The 15,464-nt window shown below is 49.6% G+C and carries 14 protein-coding genes; 10 read left to right on the top strand and 4 right to left on the bottom strand.

What is annotated here, in order from left to right; translation table 11 throughout:
• The first annotated feature begins 137 nt into the window (after positions 1–137).
• The 8 genes from ACFO8Q_RS09635 to ACFO8Q_RS09600 all read left to right on the top strand — a co-directional run bounded on the left by ACFO8Q_RS09635 (position 138) and on the right by ACFO8Q_RS09600 (position 7,460).
• Positions 138–1,958, top strand: coding sequence for a spore germination protein (locus tag ACFO8Q_RS09635; protein WP_380025562.1), 1,821 nt, complete (start codon positions 138–140; stop codon positions 1,956–1,958).
• Positions 1,951–3,066: a GerAB/ArcD/ProY family transporter gene (locus tag ACFO8Q_RS09630; RefSeq protein WP_380025561.1), complete on the top strand. Its 1,116-nt coding sequence runs from the start codon at positions 1,951–1,953 to the stop codon at positions 3,064–3,066. Before ACFO8Q_RS09635 ends, ACFO8Q_RS09630 begins: the two co-directional genes overlap by 8 nt.
• On the top strand, positions 3,041–4,297 hold the full coding sequence (locus ACFO8Q_RS09625; protein WP_380025560.1) for a Ger(x)C family spore germination protein: 1,257 nt from the start codon (positions 3,041–3,043) through the stop codon (positions 4,295–4,297). Before ACFO8Q_RS09630 ends, ACFO8Q_RS09625 begins: the two co-directional genes overlap by 26 nt.
• A gap of 14 nt (positions 4,298–4,311) precedes the next feature.
• Positions 4,312–4,491: a hypothetical protein gene (locus ACFO8Q_RS09620; protein ID WP_380025559.1), complete on the top strand. Its 180-nt coding sequence runs from the start codon at positions 4,312–4,314 to the stop codon at positions 4,489–4,491.
• Between the two features lie 64 nt (positions 4,492–4,555).
• Positions 4,556–4,987, top strand: a complete 432-nt coding sequence (gene rnhA / locus ACFO8Q_RS09615) for a ribonuclease HI (protein WP_380025558.1) — start codon at positions 4,556–4,558, stop codon at positions 4,985–4,987.
• Between the two features lie 161 nt (positions 4,988–5,148).
• A complete protein-coding gene (gene queG / locus ACFO8Q_RS09610) occupies positions 5,149–6,321 on the top strand; it encodes a tRNA epoxyqueuosine(34) reductase QueG (protein ID WP_380025557.1) in 1,173 nt (390 codons plus the stop codon).
• A gap of 154 nt (positions 6,322–6,475) precedes the next feature.
• Positions 6,476–6,994 carry a methylated-DNA--[protein]-cysteine S-methyltransferase gene (locus ACFO8Q_RS09605; RefSeq protein ID WP_380025556.1) on the top strand — a complete coding sequence of 173 codons (519 nt, stop codon included), beginning with the start codon at positions 6,476–6,478 and terminating at the stop codon, positions 6,992–6,994.
• A gap of 13 nt (positions 6,995–7,007) precedes the next feature.
• Positions 7,008–7,460 carry a 2-thiouracil desulfurase family protein gene (locus ACFO8Q_RS09600; RefSeq protein WP_380025555.1) on the top strand — a complete coding sequence of 151 codons (453 nt, stop codon included), beginning with the start codon at positions 7,008–7,010 and terminating at the stop codon, positions 7,458–7,460.
• Here the strand turns inward: ACFO8Q_RS09600 and ACFO8Q_RS09595 are convergent.
• Together ACFO8Q_RS09595 and ACFO8Q_RS09590 are read right to left on the bottom strand one after the other, a co-directional pair.
• Positions 7,457–8,695 (bottom strand): CotS family spore coat protein, encoded by a 1,239-nt coding sequence (locus tag ACFO8Q_RS09595; protein ID WP_380025554.1) that lies wholly within the window; start codon positions 8,693–8,695, stop codon positions 7,457–7,459. The two genes, ACFO8Q_RS09600 and ACFO8Q_RS09595, sit on opposite strands and share 4 nt — an antisense overlap.
• Before the next feature lie 91 nt (positions 8,696–8,786).
• The gene (locus ACFO8Q_RS09590; protein ID WP_380025553.1) at positions 8,787–9,494 is read right to left on the bottom strand and encodes a transglycosylase domain-containing protein; all 708 of its coding nucleotides are present in this window, start codon (positions 9,492–9,494) and stop codon (positions 8,787–8,789) included.
• Positions 9,495–9,674: 180 nt separating this feature from the next.
• Between ACFO8Q_RS09590 and ACFO8Q_RS09585 the strand changes: the two genes are divergently transcribed.
• Positions 9,675–12,065: an immune inhibitor A domain-containing protein gene (locus ACFO8Q_RS09585; protein ID WP_380025552.1), complete on the top strand. Its 2,391-nt coding sequence runs from the start codon at positions 9,675–9,677 to the stop codon at positions 12,063–12,065.
• A gap of 80 nt (positions 12,066–12,145) precedes the next feature.
• Here ACFO8Q_RS09585 and ACFO8Q_RS09580 read toward each other — a convergent pair whose 3' ends face one another.
• Together ACFO8Q_RS09580 and ACFO8Q_RS09575 are read right to left on the bottom strand one after the other, a co-directional pair.
• Positions 12,146–13,222 carry an isocitrate/isopropylmalate family dehydrogenase gene (locus ACFO8Q_RS09580; protein WP_380025551.1) on the bottom strand — a complete coding sequence of 359 codons (1,077 nt, stop codon included), beginning with the start codon at positions 13,220–13,222 and terminating at the stop codon, positions 12,146–12,148.
• A gap of 104 nt (positions 13,223–13,326) precedes the next feature.
• Positions 13,327–14,085: an IclR family transcriptional regulator gene (locus tag ACFO8Q_RS09575; protein WP_380025550.1), complete on the bottom strand. Its 759-nt coding sequence runs from the start codon at positions 14,083–14,085 to the stop codon at positions 13,327–13,329.
• A gap of 178 nt (positions 14,086–14,263) precedes the next feature.
• Between ACFO8Q_RS09575 and ACFO8Q_RS09570 the strand changes: the two genes are divergently transcribed.
• Positions 14,264–15,208: an amidase domain-containing protein gene (locus ACFO8Q_RS09570; RefSeq protein WP_380025549.1), complete on the top strand. Its 945-nt coding sequence runs from the start codon at positions 14,264–14,266 to the stop codon at positions 15,206–15,208.
• Positions 15,209–15,464 lie beyond the last annotated feature (256 nt).

The raw sequence follows: 15,464 nt of genomic DNA, 5'->3' as shown, positions 1-15,464 counted from the left end.
TCTCCTTTCGTTACACCCGTTTGACAGGGACATCGCATTATAGGATACCTGTAGATTGATCCAATCCTGCCAAAAATATGTATGGTCAGGTACTCAACGGGAAACCTAGAGACAAACAATCGCAAGGAGGTCCCTCAATGTCAGTCTGGGCAAAAATCGGCCGTCTCTTTACAGTGGATGACTCGATCATGGACGAGGATTTCTCCTTGGTCCCCGACGAGAGTGCAAATGATGACGAGCAGCGGGGCGAACGGAACGCAGCAAAAGTAAAGAGGGTCAAATCGAAAAAGCGTGTGTTAGAAAAGGCGCCCGGTAAGCAGCGTGAAGAGGCAGAAGCGGAGCCAAGTCAAAACCAGCCAATTCCGGACGAACTCTCCGATCGACTTCAGGAAAACCGGGACACGGTTGAAACGATTTTTCATTTGCCGAAAAATGCGGACGTAATTATTCGTGACTTTGTCATATCCCGTACCGAACCGATCAAAGCGTTTGCGGTTTTTTTGGAAGGAGTCTCAAGCAAGGAGACCATCAATTCATTTATTCTCCAGCCGTTAATGCTGTTGGCTGATGTCCCGCCGGATAACGAAATGAAGGATCGTTTGAAAACGGTCAAAGAAAAACTTCTTCCCGGCAACCAAGTCATGGAGTACGACAAGTGGGAGGAAGTGAAAAAAAATATTCTGTCCGGTTCAACGGCTGTGTTTATTGACGGTGTGGAGAAGGCACTGATTATTGAGACAAAAGGCTGGGAGCAGCGCGGTGTAGGGGAAACGAAGACGGAAACAGTCGTTCGGGGGCCTCACGATGCATTTACCGAGAACCTCCGGGCAAATACCGGGTTGGTTCGTGCCCGGCTGCGTACGGAAAAATTGATCACGGAAATGATGCAAGTCGGACAATTGGCACCGACGGATGTTGCGGTCATGTACATCGATGGGATCGCCAATCCCAAACTCGTGGCCGAAGTGAAGAAAAGAATAAAAGCGGTTAAGGTCGATTTTCTGCAGGACAGCGGCACGCTTGAACAATTTATCGAGGATCAGCCGGTCGGTCTGGTTCCAAAAATGATGGCGACCGAGCGCCCCGACCGCGTGGCCGCTTCGCTGTCAGAAGGTTTTATTGCTGTATTTGTCGGCCAGAGTCCGTATGTTTTGATTCTCCCTACCATGATCTGGTCGCTTCTGCATACGGCGGAAGATGCTTTTCTCCGGTATCCTTTCGGTTCACTGCTGCGTTTGATCCGGTTTGTGTCGTTTGGTACTGCGCTTCTGCTGCCTGCGTTTTATATTGCGATTACAAATTACCACCCGGAAATGATTCCGACCGATCTGATGCTTGCAATTGCGGCAGCGAGAGAGAGGGTTCCATTTCCTGTGGTCTTGGAAGTGTTAATGATGGAACTGGCTCTTGAACTGATTCGGGAAGCGGGGATTCGGATTCCAAACGTGATCGGTCCGACAATCGGCATTGTGGGAGCATTGATTCTGGGACAGGCAGCGGTTCAGGCGGGGATTATTTCGCCATTATTGGTTATCGTGGTGGCGGTCACCGCTCTGTCCGCGTTTAGTCTGCCGAACTATAGTTTTTCTTTTGCCATTCGCTTATTGAGATTTGTATTTATTTTTATTGCGGCGATCTGGGGGTTTTATGGAATCACATTGGGAATTATGGGGTTGCTGATGAACTGGGCTTGCATGAAGTCATTTGGAGTTCCCATGCTTTCGCCTGTGGCTCCGTTTAAACCTTCCTCACCGGACATAGTTTTGCGGGCGCCCGCCTTTTTGCAGGAAAAACGGCCGAGTGCCATCCGCCCAATGGATACGAAGAGGCAGCGAGACTTCACCCGACCGTGGGATCCCGCTGTTCACGATTCAGAGGAAGCTCAGGAGCAAAGCCGGAAGGAACAAGAGGAACCTGATCGGGATCACGTACAGCAAGGCGGTGAACAGAATGATTAGAACGGGACATCTTGGCCGGGTCGAATTGTTTTCACTTATCGTGATTGCCGGAGTGTCAGACATCTTTTTGAGTTTTCCGCAGCAACTGGTGTTGTACGGGGGGCCCGCCGGTTGGATGATTCCTCTGATCTCGATGCTGTTTTCACTGGTGGTATGGGGGATCATGGGGCCGGTTCTCGCCCGAAGGAGGGAAGGAAATCTGGTATCCCTAAGCCGGCGCTATGTAGGGGGATGGTGGGCCGGAATCGTTTCCCTGCTCGTTGTAATTTTCCTTTTGTTATATACGGCCAGTACGATGAGGCTGTTTACAGAAACAGTAATTACAACAGTCTTGCCTAAATCACCGATTTCCTTTGTTGCGGTTCCATTTCTGCTTGCGGTTGTCTATTACGCTTATATGGGAGTTGAGGGATTGTCCCGCGTCGCCTGGTTTCTCACTCCCTGGCTGCTGATAGGACTTGTGGCGCTGCTTGCCCTGAATGGGAACTGGGTGAACCCGGAATACATGTTTCCGTTCTGGGGGAATGGAATTGTCAATCTGCTCATTGACGGCGCATCGTTTACTGGAATGTTTATCAATATTCTGTTTCTCGCAATTCTTGCTTCTCTGCTCCGCAATCCAAAAGATTCGGTACGAATTGGCATTTGGAACATTGTGGTCGTCGGGATTGCTTATGCGTTGGTGACATTGGTGTTTATTATGGTGTTTTCCCCTGAAGCCGCTACCCGTTCCCCGTTTCCTATGTACCAGTTGGGCCGTTTAATCTATGCCGGCCGGTTCATTCAACGGTTGGAAGCCGCTTTTGTTTTCATCTGGGTTGCGATGGCACTTATTAAGCTGTCACTGAGTATCTGGATCAGCAGCTATTTGATTGCGGCCGCCAGCGGCATGCCTGTCTATAGGCCGCTCGTATTTCCCATAGCGTTGATTGTCTATTCCCTCTCTTTTGCCGTCGGGAGTTTTCCTGAGATGCTGGAGTGGAATAATCTGCTTTTGCGCCGGAGTTGGACGGTGGTTATCGGATTGCCTCTGCTCACTCTTGTCTGGGTTCGATTTAAAAATCGGAAGGGAGAGACGGACCATGAGCAACCTTCGCAAACTTCTTAGTCTCTTTCTGGTTGTTGTTCTGATGTTCCCTATCAGCGGATGTTATGATCGGGTCGAATTGGAAGGGATGGCATTTGTTGTTTCGCTTGGATTGGACAAAGGGCCTGATAATACGATCGATGTGACTGCGAGAATCGCTGTTCCCAGCAAACTGTCCGGAGGAACGGTGGGAGGTGGCGGCGGCGGAGGGAAGGATGAAGAGTTGGGAGGTACAAAACCGATCACCGTCAGAGCCCACTCAATCGGGGAGGCCCTTACGCTCTTGAATACAACTGTGGAACGACAAATCTCCCTTATGCACCTGGCCAGCATTGGGATTGGAGAATCTTTGGCGCGGGAAGGCGTTATCAACTATTTGCGGCCGTTGGCGCGATATCGTGAGTTCCGTCGTACGGTTGTGCTTTATGTGATGCCCGGGAATGTACGGGAAGTATATGAAAAGAATCAGCCGATCCTGGAAAGGTCGGTGACCCGGTTCACAGAATCAGTAACAGAGGTTGGCCGGCACACCGGACTCGGCGTGACCAATAAGCTGCATGAATTTATCGTTTCTTTGGAAACTCCAAATGAAGATCCGATAGCTGCGGTGCTTGCGCTGAATCCCAAAGCGAAAGAACAAGTCGGAGAAAGAGAAGAATCGGAGCTCTCTTTCGAGCCGGGGAAAGTTGTGCGTCAAGGCGGCAACCCGCTTGAGTTCACGGGAACGGCAGTTTTCCAAAATGATCGCCTGGTAACCTATCTTGACGGGATTGACACAAGAATGCTCCTCACGATCCGGGGTGAACTTCGACGAACTCAGATGGATTTTCCCGATCCTTTTGAGAAAGAGCGGTTTGTAAGTCTGGAATTGAAGCATGCCCGGGCGCCGGTGGTCAAAGTGGATCTGACAACCGATCCGATCAGGGTCAAGATACGACAGCGTCTGGAAGGGGATCTGATAGGAACGCAAACCGGCTTGGATTACACTAAACCGAGTGACATGAACATTCTCGAAAAGTCAATTGCGCAACGTCTGGCAGAACGGCAAAAAAAATTGATTGAACATATTTACCATGAGTATCAAGCCGATCCATTCGGCATCCTCAAAAGAACGAGAGGGCAATTTGCAACGTTCCCGGATCTGAAGGCGTTTGACTTCCGCACAAAGCTGCAAGATGCGGAGGTCGATGTGGAAGTAGATTTGCAAGTGCGGCGGGTCGGGATTCAATTGAGCCCGCTTCAACCAAAGTAAAGGGGGGCTGGCGAATGAAATGGATTGCGCTTCTTGTGCAAATGCTGCTCCCCGTAGGTGTATTCATTTATACCATTAATTTTGGCCGCTGGATGAGATCAAGGAATATCAAGGCAGGGGCGTATGTTACTTATGCAATCGCAGTGATGGCGTTGGGGTTGACATTCTGGGTGCTTCTGCACAATAACGTGTAAGAGATCCCACAAGCCGCAATTCGGGTATAATGTGTGATAAGAAGGATTGGAGAGGAGTTCTCGAATGAAAGAAGTGATCATTTATACGGACGGTGCCTGTTCAGGCAATCCGGGGCCGGGCGGATGGGGAGCCGTCTTGATTTATGGAGACGTCACGAAAGAAATTTCCGGCGGGGAGAAAGTAACCACCAACAACAAGATGGAGCTGACCGCCCCGATCGAAGCGTTAAAGCGGCTGAAAGAACCTTGCAAAGTCAAATTGCACAGCGACTCCGCCTATCTGATTAACTGTTTTAAGGAAAAGTGGTACGTCGGATGGGAAAAAAACGGCTGGGTCAATTCAAAAAAAGAGCCCGTAGCCAACAAAGAACTCTGGCAGGAGCTGCTCCGCCTGATCCGCATTCATGATGTGGAGTGGATCAAGGTAAAAGGACATTCCGGAGACTATTGGAATGAGCGCTGTGACGAGTTGGCCCGGGCAGCTGCTCCGAAGTAGAGAAAGTCCGGCATAAGCCAATTGGCTCGTCGGTCTTTCGTTCCACCTGTAAGAAATTATAAGTTTCAGAGGTAACAAGTATAAGCGCAACTAGGCATTCACCAAAGTCAAAGACTTGGCGAATGCCAAGTTTTCTTTATGTTAGTAAGGGAGGTGGGCGCATGGAAACGACAGCAGCAGTACAGACCGCACAGTGGGAATTGACCCGCCAGGACATGGAAGAGATTCGGGAACGTCTCGGGATCGACATGATCGGCACTACAACGGCTGAACCGTTTCACGATATTAGGGAGACTCTTCGAATGTATCGGGAAAAAGGCTACGAATCAGGATTTGAGCATCCGGTGATTGAAGAACGGATTGATCCCGGAGCACTTGTGCCGGGAGCCAAATCGATTGTGGCGATTGCTATGGCCTATCATACCGAACAGCATGGTGCTCTGAAACGACCGAGGGGTATTCGCGGGGCGTTGTCCAAGTATGCTTGGGGTCTTGATTATCATCATGTTTTACGGGATAAATTGAATGCTCTGGCTGCTGAGATCGCAAACCGGGTCGGCAGGAAAATTGCATTTCATTCCTCAGTGGACACGGGGCCGATGGTGGATCGTTCGGTCGCCCGCCGTGCCGGAATCGGATGGTTCGGCAAGCACTGTTCGATCATCACGGAAAAATACGGTTCATGGGTGTTTCTGGGGCAGTTGGTGACGGACGTGGCGATTGAGCCTGGTCCTCCCGGACCGACCTCTCTCTGCGGAGATTGCGATTTGTGTATTCGTGCTTGTCCGACGGGGGCACTGGTCGATCCGTTTACTACCGATTCGAGTAAATGTTTATCCTATATCACGCAGATGAAAGGATTTGTTCCGGAAGAATTCCGCACCAAATTTGGTACCCGCATTTGGGGATGTGACACCTGTCAAGCAGTGTGCCCGTCAAATAAAAATACAGCTGCCGGAACACATGAAGGATTCCTGCCTGATCAGAATCTTTCATACCCGGATCTGTTGGAGCTGCTCGAGATGAGCAACCGGGAATTTAAACGCATTTTTGGAAAAACGGCTGCCGCTTGGCGAGGTCTTACTGTGATGAAAAGAAACGCGATCATCGCGTTAGGCAACATCAAAGACAAACGGGCTGTGCCAAAGTTAATTGAACTGTTACAGGATGAAAGGCCGGAGATTCGCGGAACAGCCGCATGGGCTTTGGGAAGGATAGGCGGGAAGGAAGCCGAACAGGCTGTGAAAACTGCACTTTTGGCGGAGTCGGACCCGAACGTCCGGTACGAAATGCGATGGGTAAACGAAATTCAACGGACTGTTGAGCCGAATTAGTCGGCAAGATTCAAGACACACCAAGCCCCCTCTCTGTGCTATAAAGGATACAGGGGGGCTTTTTTTGTGGCAGCCTTAAGCGAAGAGATCATGTGGAAAGCGACCCAATCGTCAAAAAACGTATGACCCTGAGGGAAAGATGAGGTGTTGTCCCGTGGAACCAGTGGCAAACGAAAGAATCGGATATGACGTGTTTCCGTCTCCGATTGGTCCCATCTACGTCGTGGTAGATCAACGAGGGGTCCGGAAGGTGGCACTGACCGAAGAGGAATGGCAAGAATACCAAACAGAACTGGGGAATATCCCGCAGGATTCGGAATTGTGCCGAAACACCGTTCAACAACTGGATGAATACTTTAAAGGAACTAGGCGTACATTTGATTTGCCTCTGTCAGTTGAGGGAACTGACTTCAGAAAAAAAGTTTGGCAGCAGCTTCTTTCGATTCCGTACGGCGAGGTCAGAAGCTATGCGGATATTGCAAAAGCTGTCGGCAAACCGAAAGGACCGCGTGCAATCGGGCAGGCGAATCGGGCCAATCCGCTCCCCATTTTGATCCCGTGTCATCGGGTTATCGGAAAGAATGGAGACCTTGTCGGATACGCAGGGACAAGAACGGATCTAAAGACTGTGCTTTTGGAGCTGGAACAGGGGAAAAACATCCCATTGAAGTGACGAGGTGATCACAGTGATTGTTATATCCGCATGCCTGATTGGGTGCCATTGCCGCTATGATGGAGATGCAAATCTTGTAGAAGAACTGAGATCTATGGTCGAGCGGGGCGAGGCGATCCCAGTTTGTCCGGAACAGATGGGGGGTCTGTCCACACCCAGGCCGCCCGCGCAGATTGTTGGCGGGGAAGGGAAGGACGTGCTGGAAGGCAGGGCCCGTGTTATCACCGACGGCGGTCAGGATGTTACGTCTGAGTTTCTGAAAGGTGCCGAAGAAGCGCTGAGAGTGGCCAAGTTGGTTGGCGCTGCAGAAGCAATTTTAAAAGAACGAAGCCCCTCCTGCGGCTCTTCGATGATTTATGACGGATCTTTCACAGGCAAAAAGAAGTCCGGGCGGGGGGTCACCGCAGCACTGCTGGAGGAAAACGGAATCCGTGTAAGGTCGGAGGAAACGTATCAAAAAAGTTAACTGCCGCGGTGCCGATCCACATGCTGGCCGAAATCCTCCAGGAAAAGTTGGCGGGTTTGCTCTTGTTCGTATAACTGCTCCAGCCGGGCCAATGTATATGGGCTAGCTTGTTTCAGATAGTGGTTGTGGCAGCTGCGCCAAAAAGATTGAGGAAAAGTAAGGATTGCCTGCAGAATCCGATACTCGGCGTGACGAAGCGGTTCCACATTGTTCGCCTGGACAAGTGCAACCAGGGCTGATTCTCTCTGCCAATTGTTTGTTTGCAGGCTGCGTCGAATCAGGTGTCCGAGGTCGAGCATTCTAGGTCCATAGGACATCCGGTCAAAATCGATCAGATAGATCTGATTCCTGGAGGTAAAAACGAGGTTTTGCGCAATTATGTCAAGGTGACACAGGCCGGGATTTCCCTCTTCTTGACTCAGAAAATTGCGGCATCGGGGATCCTCCAGATATTTTACCGCCTGGAACGCCTGTTTTTTGTACATCGGAGCATGCCGAAGGACAAACCTGTCGACTGCATCCGGTTTTCGTTTCGTTCGCGCCTTGGCGAGGAATAAGTCGAACTCGTCGGTACGTGATTGCAAAACCCTTTCAATCCCGAATGCTCCGGAAGGATTGTAAATCGTGGATTCAAAACCGTGCGAAGCACGGTGAAATTGCGCAATGGCGGTTGCTGCTTCCCCAACATGAACCAGATTTGAAAAATCTGCCGGCTGTCCCGTGACCCACTGGGTGACATAGTACACCTGCTCGCCAAACAGTGTGAACGGGCTTTTTCGTTTATTGGGCACCAGCCTGGAAAATCCGGAAAAGCCGTTTTTTGAAACAAAATTCAACGCCTGGGACATAAACTGAATTCGCTTCGGAGTGATTGGGGGTTTTTTCAGTGCGTAGGTCCCATCAGAGGTATGAAGACGCATAACGGAACCCACCGGCACAGCCTGGATGATTTCAAAAGGGTATTGTTCCAAAACCTTGGGGGAGAACCCTTTGGCCCGCAACACAAGATTGACGTCTTTATTTGAAATATCCACATCATGTTCCGGAGGGTCTTCGTTTACGTAGACCGTTTTTTTTCGGCTTGAACGCTGCTGTGAGGAATTGGGCGTTGAATTGTTTTGACCGCTTGGGTTTTTTCGTTGTTTCCCGGATGTCGGGGGAATCAGGAAGCCGGGAGGGGTCGTCAGTTCCTCCCAGAACTCTTTCACCCAAGCGGGTATTTCGATGCGGGGCATTCTCATCACCTCTTTCTACAGGGTATGAAAGATAGGCGGAAAATGAGTGGGCACATCCCGGCCTCCCACGAATAACAGGGCCGGTCTACTCCTAACCTCCCGACTTTGCAAAATGAAGGGGTGCCTCCAGATAGTCGAGGGCTTCTTTTTCGGTTAAACGCTTGGTTTCAACAAGATTCATCAGGACTTCCCGCTGCCGCTTCTTCGCGAGATCATACGCAACGTATGGATTGTAGGCAGACGGGGCGTTAGGGAGCCCTGCCAGAAGAGTCCATTCCGGATAGGACAATTCGGCCAACGGTTTGCCAAAATAGGTTTGTGCCGCTTGTTCCGCGCCGTATGCCCCGTCGCCGAAATAAATTGCATTGAGGTAAAGTTCAAGGATTTCCCGTTTACTCATTTGTGTTTCAAGTGCGAAAGCCAAAGCCAGCTCTTTCGCTTTTCGCTCAACGGATCGTTCCTGCCGCAGAATGGTGTTTCGAATCAACTGTTGGGTAATGGTGCTGCCTCCTTGAGAAGGTCCTTGCTCCAGATTGACATAAAGCGCCCTGCCAATTCCCCGCAAATCAAAACCCGGGTGACTGTAAAAACGACGATCTTCCGTACTGATGACCGCAAGCTGGAATTCAATAGGGATTTCTTTAATGGACAGGTACTTCCCTCCGTTTTGTGCCACTTTCTCCTTCACATCTTCCCGAACATAGGTTGCGATCGGGTAAATGGTTGAAAAGAACAAGTTGAAAACCATCCAGAATCCGCCGAGAACAATGACAATTCTTAGAAGCCGTTTCCACCACATATCTGATCCAAGCCCCTTATCCTGATTGATTTTCTCCATTCCATTATATAGTAAAAATTATTTAAAAAAATCGTTGATTAAATATTCTGTCTTGTCGAAATGGATCGAAACTTTTATCTGTCATTTCTTTACAAGATTTTATATAGTTTAAGAGAAGGCAAACAAAAAGGGGGAAAATGTATGAAAAAGAAATTTGTGTCTTCTGTACTCGCAGTGACAATGGCTGGCTCCCTGCTGACATTTCCTTTGGCGAGTGCACAGACCGACCGGTCGGCTGCTGAGTCTCTTTTGGAGTCGGCACCGATTGACCCGAACATTATTCCTGAGGAGCGTCTGGCAGAGGCGTTGAAGGAGCGTGGGATGATCCCCGCAGCCGCTTCCCCGGAACAAGTGAAAAAAGCGGTCAAAGACTATGTCTCTGGAAAATCTCCGAAAAATCCGGCAGCTTCAGTCGGTCATCATCCCGGTGAACTGGACAAGCAAGCGAAGAAGTACATATCGGAACAAAAAAAGAAAATAAAGAACTATCAAGGGACTCAAAAACAGTTTGAACAGATTGGCGGCGGAAACCACGACAAGCTGATCGAAAAGAAAGGAATTCCCGTTAAAGAAGCAAAGGCTGCTACATACAACGGACCTGTAAGAAAGGATAAAGTTCTTGTACTGTTAGCCGAGTTCAGCGATTTCAAACATAACAATATCGATCAGCGTCCCGGCTATATGTATGCGGACGATTTTAACCGTGAACATTATCAAAAGCTGATGTTTGGCAATGAAGAGTTCACTTTGTTTGACGGAACCAAAATCCAAACCTTCAAGCAGTATTATGAAGAGCAGTCCGGAGGCAGCTACACTGTCGACGGAATGGTTTCCGATTGGCTGACCGTTCCCGGAACTGCCAAAGAATACGGAGATGACAATCCGAACGGTGGCCATGACAATCTGGCACCGAAAGGTCCCCGGGATTTGGTAAGAGATGTATTGGTTGCGGCTGCCAACAGCGGGATTAACCTGGCCGATTATGATGAATTCGACCAGTATGACCTTGATGGAGACGGCAATTTTAACGAACCCGACGGTCTGGTGGATCACCTGATGATTATCCATGCGGGTACCGGTCAAGAAGCTGGCGGCGGGAGACTGGGGGATGATGCGATTTGGTCCCACCGCTGGACACTTGGACGGGTGTTTCCAGTTCCGAACACTGCTGCCAAAGTGGATTATTGGGGCGGCAAGATGGCGGCTTACGACTACACCATTCAACCGGAAGACGGAGCCGTTGGGGTCTTTGCTCATGAATTCGGTCATGACCTGGGGCTGCCGGATGAGTATGACACACTCTACACGGGTAACGGGGAACCGGTCGGCGTATGGTCGATTATGAGCGGCGGCAGCTGGGCAGGTAAGATCGCCGGCACTGCTCCGACAAGCTTCAGCCCGCAGAACAAAGAGTTCTTCCAAAAAACGATGGGCGGCAATTGGGCAAACATTGCAGAAGTGAATGAATCCGATCTTGATTCGAAAGGCCTTGGATTTGTAATCGATCAGAGCGTAACGAAATCCAAAAATCCAGGTATCGTAAAAGTGAACCTGCCGGACAAGCCGGTGAAAGGGATTGAAGCGAAATTCGGCCAAAAATATTATTACAGCACGAAAGGGGACGATCTGCATACGGTGATGACTTCTCCCGTATTCGATCTAACCGCTGCAGCCAACGCCGTATTCAGCTACAAAGCTTACTATGACATCGAGTACAATTATGATTACCTATATGTGGATGTAGTTGATGAGAGCGGTGCAAAGCTGAAAACGATCGATGTGATCGGTGACGAGGATACGGACGGGGATACTCGTGCAGAGTCCTCGAAAGGGCAGTGGGTTGACAAATCTTATGATCTGAGTGAATTTGCAGGCAAGAAAGTGAAGCTGCAGTTCAGCTACATTACAGACGGTGGTTTAGCTCTTGACGGCTTTGCATTGGACAACGCTGCATTAACCGTCGATGGACAAGTGAAGTTCTCTGATGACGCGGAAGGTGACGCGAAGTTTACCTTAGACGGATTTGGAATTTCAAACGGTATTGAGTACAAAAAACACTATTACTACCTCGAGTGGAGAAACTATGCGGGTGCTGACAAAGCGCTGCAATATGCTCGCGGTGCGACATACAACACCGGTCTTCTTGTTTGGTATGGCGATGACAGCTACCTTGACAACTGGGTAGGCGTGCATCCGGGTGAAGGATTCTTGGGAGTTGTGGATTCTCATGCTCACAATATTCTCTACTTCAATGTGAACGGGCAGACCACAGTAGCCAATTCAACCCGCTATCAAATTGCGGATGCTGCGTTCTCCTATGATGAGGCTCCGGCTTGGGATTACACTCACACTTCTTGGGGCTATATCAAGTCTCCCGGATTTGCCGGCGTAACCAAGTTTGATGACAGTCAATCCTATCTGGACAGTGCGGTTCCGGATGCAGGACGCAAGATTCCGAACTTCGGATTGAAGTTCCAGGTAGCAGGCGAAGCAAAAGATAACTCCGCCGGCGCAGTATGGCTGCATAAATAGTTGTCAAAAAGGGGTAACATGCGGTAACGAAAAAGAGGGTTCTCTTCTGAGGTACCCTCTTTCTGATGAACCTGATCTTGTTAAGCCAGCGTACTCCAAACTTCGATCTTGGTCTTCACGCGTCGAATCACTTCGTCGGTGAATTCACGTGTTCCGGCGGCGCCTCCCAAATCAGCGGTGCGGAATCCTTCGACGATCGCTTCCAAAGTACTTTCATAGATCGCACGGGATGCCCGTTCCGCTTCCTCGTCGTGGAAGAACGAGAGCAGTGCGGCACCTGCAAGAATCATGGCCATTGGGTTTGCGACGTTTTTGCCAAACAACGATGGCGCAGTTCCGTGTGGAGCTTCGGCCATCACAGTCTGCGGGTTGTATTCGTCATCAAACGAAATCAGGAGAGATTCGGATCCGGCAATGGAGCCGAACATTTGCAGTACCAGATCGGACAGACAGTCCCCGTCGCGGTTTAACGCAGGAATGACCAAGGGTTCACCGAAGCTGTTTAACAGCAATGCATACGTTGCGTCAATCAGTTGAGGCTCATAGCGAATGTCTTTATTCTTTGCCGCCGCCCGATCCATTTCTTCTTTTAACATGCCTTCATAAACAGGAGATACTGTATATTTTGGACCGCCAAACACTTTGGCTCTCATTTTCCGCGCCTGGATAAAAGAGAACTCTGCGACCCCACGGCACACTCGACGAGTGATTTTCTCCGTTCGGTACGCAATCTCATCAAGGCCTTCTCCTTCACGCCACTCCTTGGCTCCGTATGCATCGTCAACCGCCATCCTCACAACGGAAATCGGAGCATGGATGCCAGGAAGCGGGTTAACTCCCGGAATTCGGCGTCCAGTACGAATAATGACCGTTCCATCAATTCCTTTCCGCAAAATGGCGTTAGGTGAACCTACATCTCCCGGTGTTTCCGGGGTAATGGTTGCGGCTTTGATTCCGAAGCCGGATTCCTTCATGGCAGCTGCCGCTTCGTGCACTACCTGATTTTGGGTAGCGCGGCGATTTTCCAATGATAAATCAAACCGTTTCAATTCAATATCAAGGCCGATTACTGAAGGATCCAAAACCCGCAGGGATTCTTCCAAAAGTTCTTGTCCTGTTTGATCGCCTTCCATTACAACCACTGTTTTTTTGTTCACGCCAATTCACCTCAATAAAATATGTAAAATCCTTTGGGCAGTAGAGTGCAAACACAATTTATGGACCATAGCTTTCCCAATTGGAAGCAAGGTCCATGCGTTCGCTACCTTGTTAACATCTTGCTGATCAGTTGAGCCGTATTTCGGGCAGCGGGAATGAACCGTTCCACAGCTTCCGGAGTGAAGCGGTCAACAGGTCCCGACACGGATAAAGCTGCCACAATTTGCTTGTCACGTCCGAAAATCGGTACTGCAACGGCAGCCGCACCCGGTTCACGTTCTTCAATGGAAATGGCATACCCGTTCTCACGCGTTTTGACAAGCGCTGCTTTAAATTCTTTCTTGGACAAATCTCGCGGCCACGCCGGATCCTGGATCACTTCCTGCACCAATTGCGGATCTGACCAAGCCAGTAAGACTTTACCGGATGCACCCACATATAGGGGAAGCCTCTGTCCGATATTGGCTACCCTGCGAACCGGTTGATTGCTTTCCACCGCTTGTGTTCGAATACGTTCTTTCCCGATCCGGATGTAAAGCGAAATTGTTTCTCCAACTTCGTCCCTAAGGTGTGTCATTTCGGGAACCACAATCGAAGCCAGATCATCGGATTGGTAGACATTACTGACCAGTTCAAGTACACTCCATCCCAAGCGGTACTTATCGGTTTGTGGGTGACGACGGATAAATCCTTTGGTTTCAAGGGATGCTAACAAGCGATGTACCGTACTTTTATGCAATCCCACTCTCTTTGCTATTTCACTCAGCCCCAATTCCATCTCGGTTCCTGAAAAGCAAAGCAGGATATCAAGAGCCCTCTCTACTGCCCGAACAGTCCCTTTTTCCTGATCCGTGACACACACCCCCCAGGGATGAATAAAGTTTCATCATGCGGAACATCGTTTCATACAATAGTATATCACACTGTAAGAAAATGATAAATAATTTTTCCTCAAATGATCACCTGTCTATCTTGTATTACGCACTCCTTCTGGGCGGTCTGCATATGGTGTGGTAATCGCTTTGAAGGAGGGCCCTTGTGTGAGCATAGAGTGGCGTCAAACCATCAGGGAATTTTTTGATGCGAAAAATCGGGCGTGGCTGTCCGGGGATGGAGAAGTACTTGAACAGCTGGCAATCCGGCCGGACGCCGTTCGTTCTTGTCTGGATGATATTAAAGCGCTGAGCCGTTCTGCCATGGACAGGGGCGTTCACTATAGAAAAAGCCGCACCAATTTAAAGATTTTACGGACATCCCCCACCACCAACGGGAAAGTTCGAGTCGACCTGATGGAACAGTTGACATGGATTTATAAAGACGGAGAGGATCTGAAGCACCAAGCAAGACTGCAACCGGTCCGGGTCACTCTTACAAATTCGGAAGGCAGGTGGAAGATTGAAAGGTTGGATCGGATCGGCGAAAAGGAAGAGCGCAGTCTGATCAAAAAGGCAATGGACTTTCGGCCGTTGGACGGGAATTCGAATGTCCGCCAAGCCCGTTTTGACCGGAGAAAGGCTCAACGCTATGCGGAGCTTTGGTGGAACGGATTCAATCCTCAGTACAAACAATTTGAAGTGGATTGCACAAACTATGTGTCGCAATGTCTCTATGCAGGCGGAATGCCAATGGCGTATCATTCGCGAAGGGATCGTGGCTGGTGGTACCGTGGACAAGGGAAAACCGCGAACTGGAGTTACAGTTGGGCGGTGGCACATTCATTGCGATATTATCTCGAAGCTTCAGGACGTACAACGGTGGTGCTCGATCCCCAGCAGCTGATGATTGGGGATGTGATCTGCTATGATTGGGACGGTGACGGCAGGTGGCAGCACAATACGATCGTGGTCGGGTTCGACCGCAGCGGAATGCCGCTTGTGAATGCCCACACCGTTGCGAGCCAGCATCGCTACTGGGATTACAAGGACAGTTACGCGTGGACCGAGAGGACGCGATATCGTTTTTTTCATATACGGGATGTGTTTTAATCGGTAAGCTCTCTTCCGGATGGAGGGGGGCTTTAACTTTCAGCAGTAAAGTCTCTAGCGGTACCATATAGTGAACAATTTACATTATTGCAGAGAAAGGCGGATATTCAGGGTGAATTTTCAAAAATCAAATTCGTTTTTAAAAATGGCTCTACACCAAACATAGTGCTTGACAAAATGTAGGGGGAAAAATTGAAAAGCATCTGTACATTCCATAAGATGGTTGTGCAACCAAATCCAACTCGAGGAATGACAG

The sequence above is a fragment of the Effusibacillus consociatus genome, from assembly GCF_042652925.1.
Taxonomy (GTDB): Bacteria; Bacillota; Bacilli; order Tumebacillales; family Effusibacillaceae; genus Effusibacillus; species Effusibacillus consociatus.
Note: the sequence above shows the minus strand (reverse complement) of the source record. Positions and strands in the feature narration are given on the sequence as shown.

Coding starts and splice junctions, on each gene's coding strand:
- ACFO8Q_RS09590 (WP_380025553.1), bottom strand. CDS start 9,494: ATGTGGTGGAAACGGCTTCTAAGAATTGTCATTGTTCTCGGCGGATTC.
- ACFO8Q_RS09630 (WP_380025561.1), top strand. CDS start 1,951: ATGATTAGAACGGGACATCTTGGCCGGGTCGAATTGTTTTCACTTATC.
- ACFO8Q_RS09625 (WP_380025560.1), top strand. CDS start 3,041: ATGAGCAACCTTCGCAAACTTCTTAGTCTCTTTCTGGTTGTTGTTCTG.
- ACFO8Q_RS09635 (WP_380025562.1), top strand. CDS start 138: ATGTCAGTCTGGGCAAAAATCGGCCGTCTCTTTACAGTGGATGACTCG.
- ACFO8Q_RS09585 (WP_380025552.1), top strand. CDS start 9,675: ATGAAAAAGAAATTTGTGTCTTCTGTACTCGCAGTGACAATGGCTGGC.
- queG (WP_380025557.1), top strand. CDS start 5,149: ATGGAAACGACAGCAGCAGTACAGACCGCACAGTGGGAATTGACCCGC.
- ACFO8Q_RS09620 (WP_380025559.1), top strand. CDS start 4,312: ATGAAATGGATTGCGCTTCTTGTGCAAATGCTGCTCCCCGTAGGTGTA.
- ACFO8Q_RS09595 (WP_380025554.1), bottom strand. CDS start 8,695: ATGCCCCGCATCGAAATACCCGCTTGGGTGAAAGAGTTCTGGGAGGAA.
- rnhA (WP_380025558.1), top strand. CDS start 4,556: ATGAAAGAAGTGATCATTTATACGGACGGTGCCTGTTCAGGCAATCCG.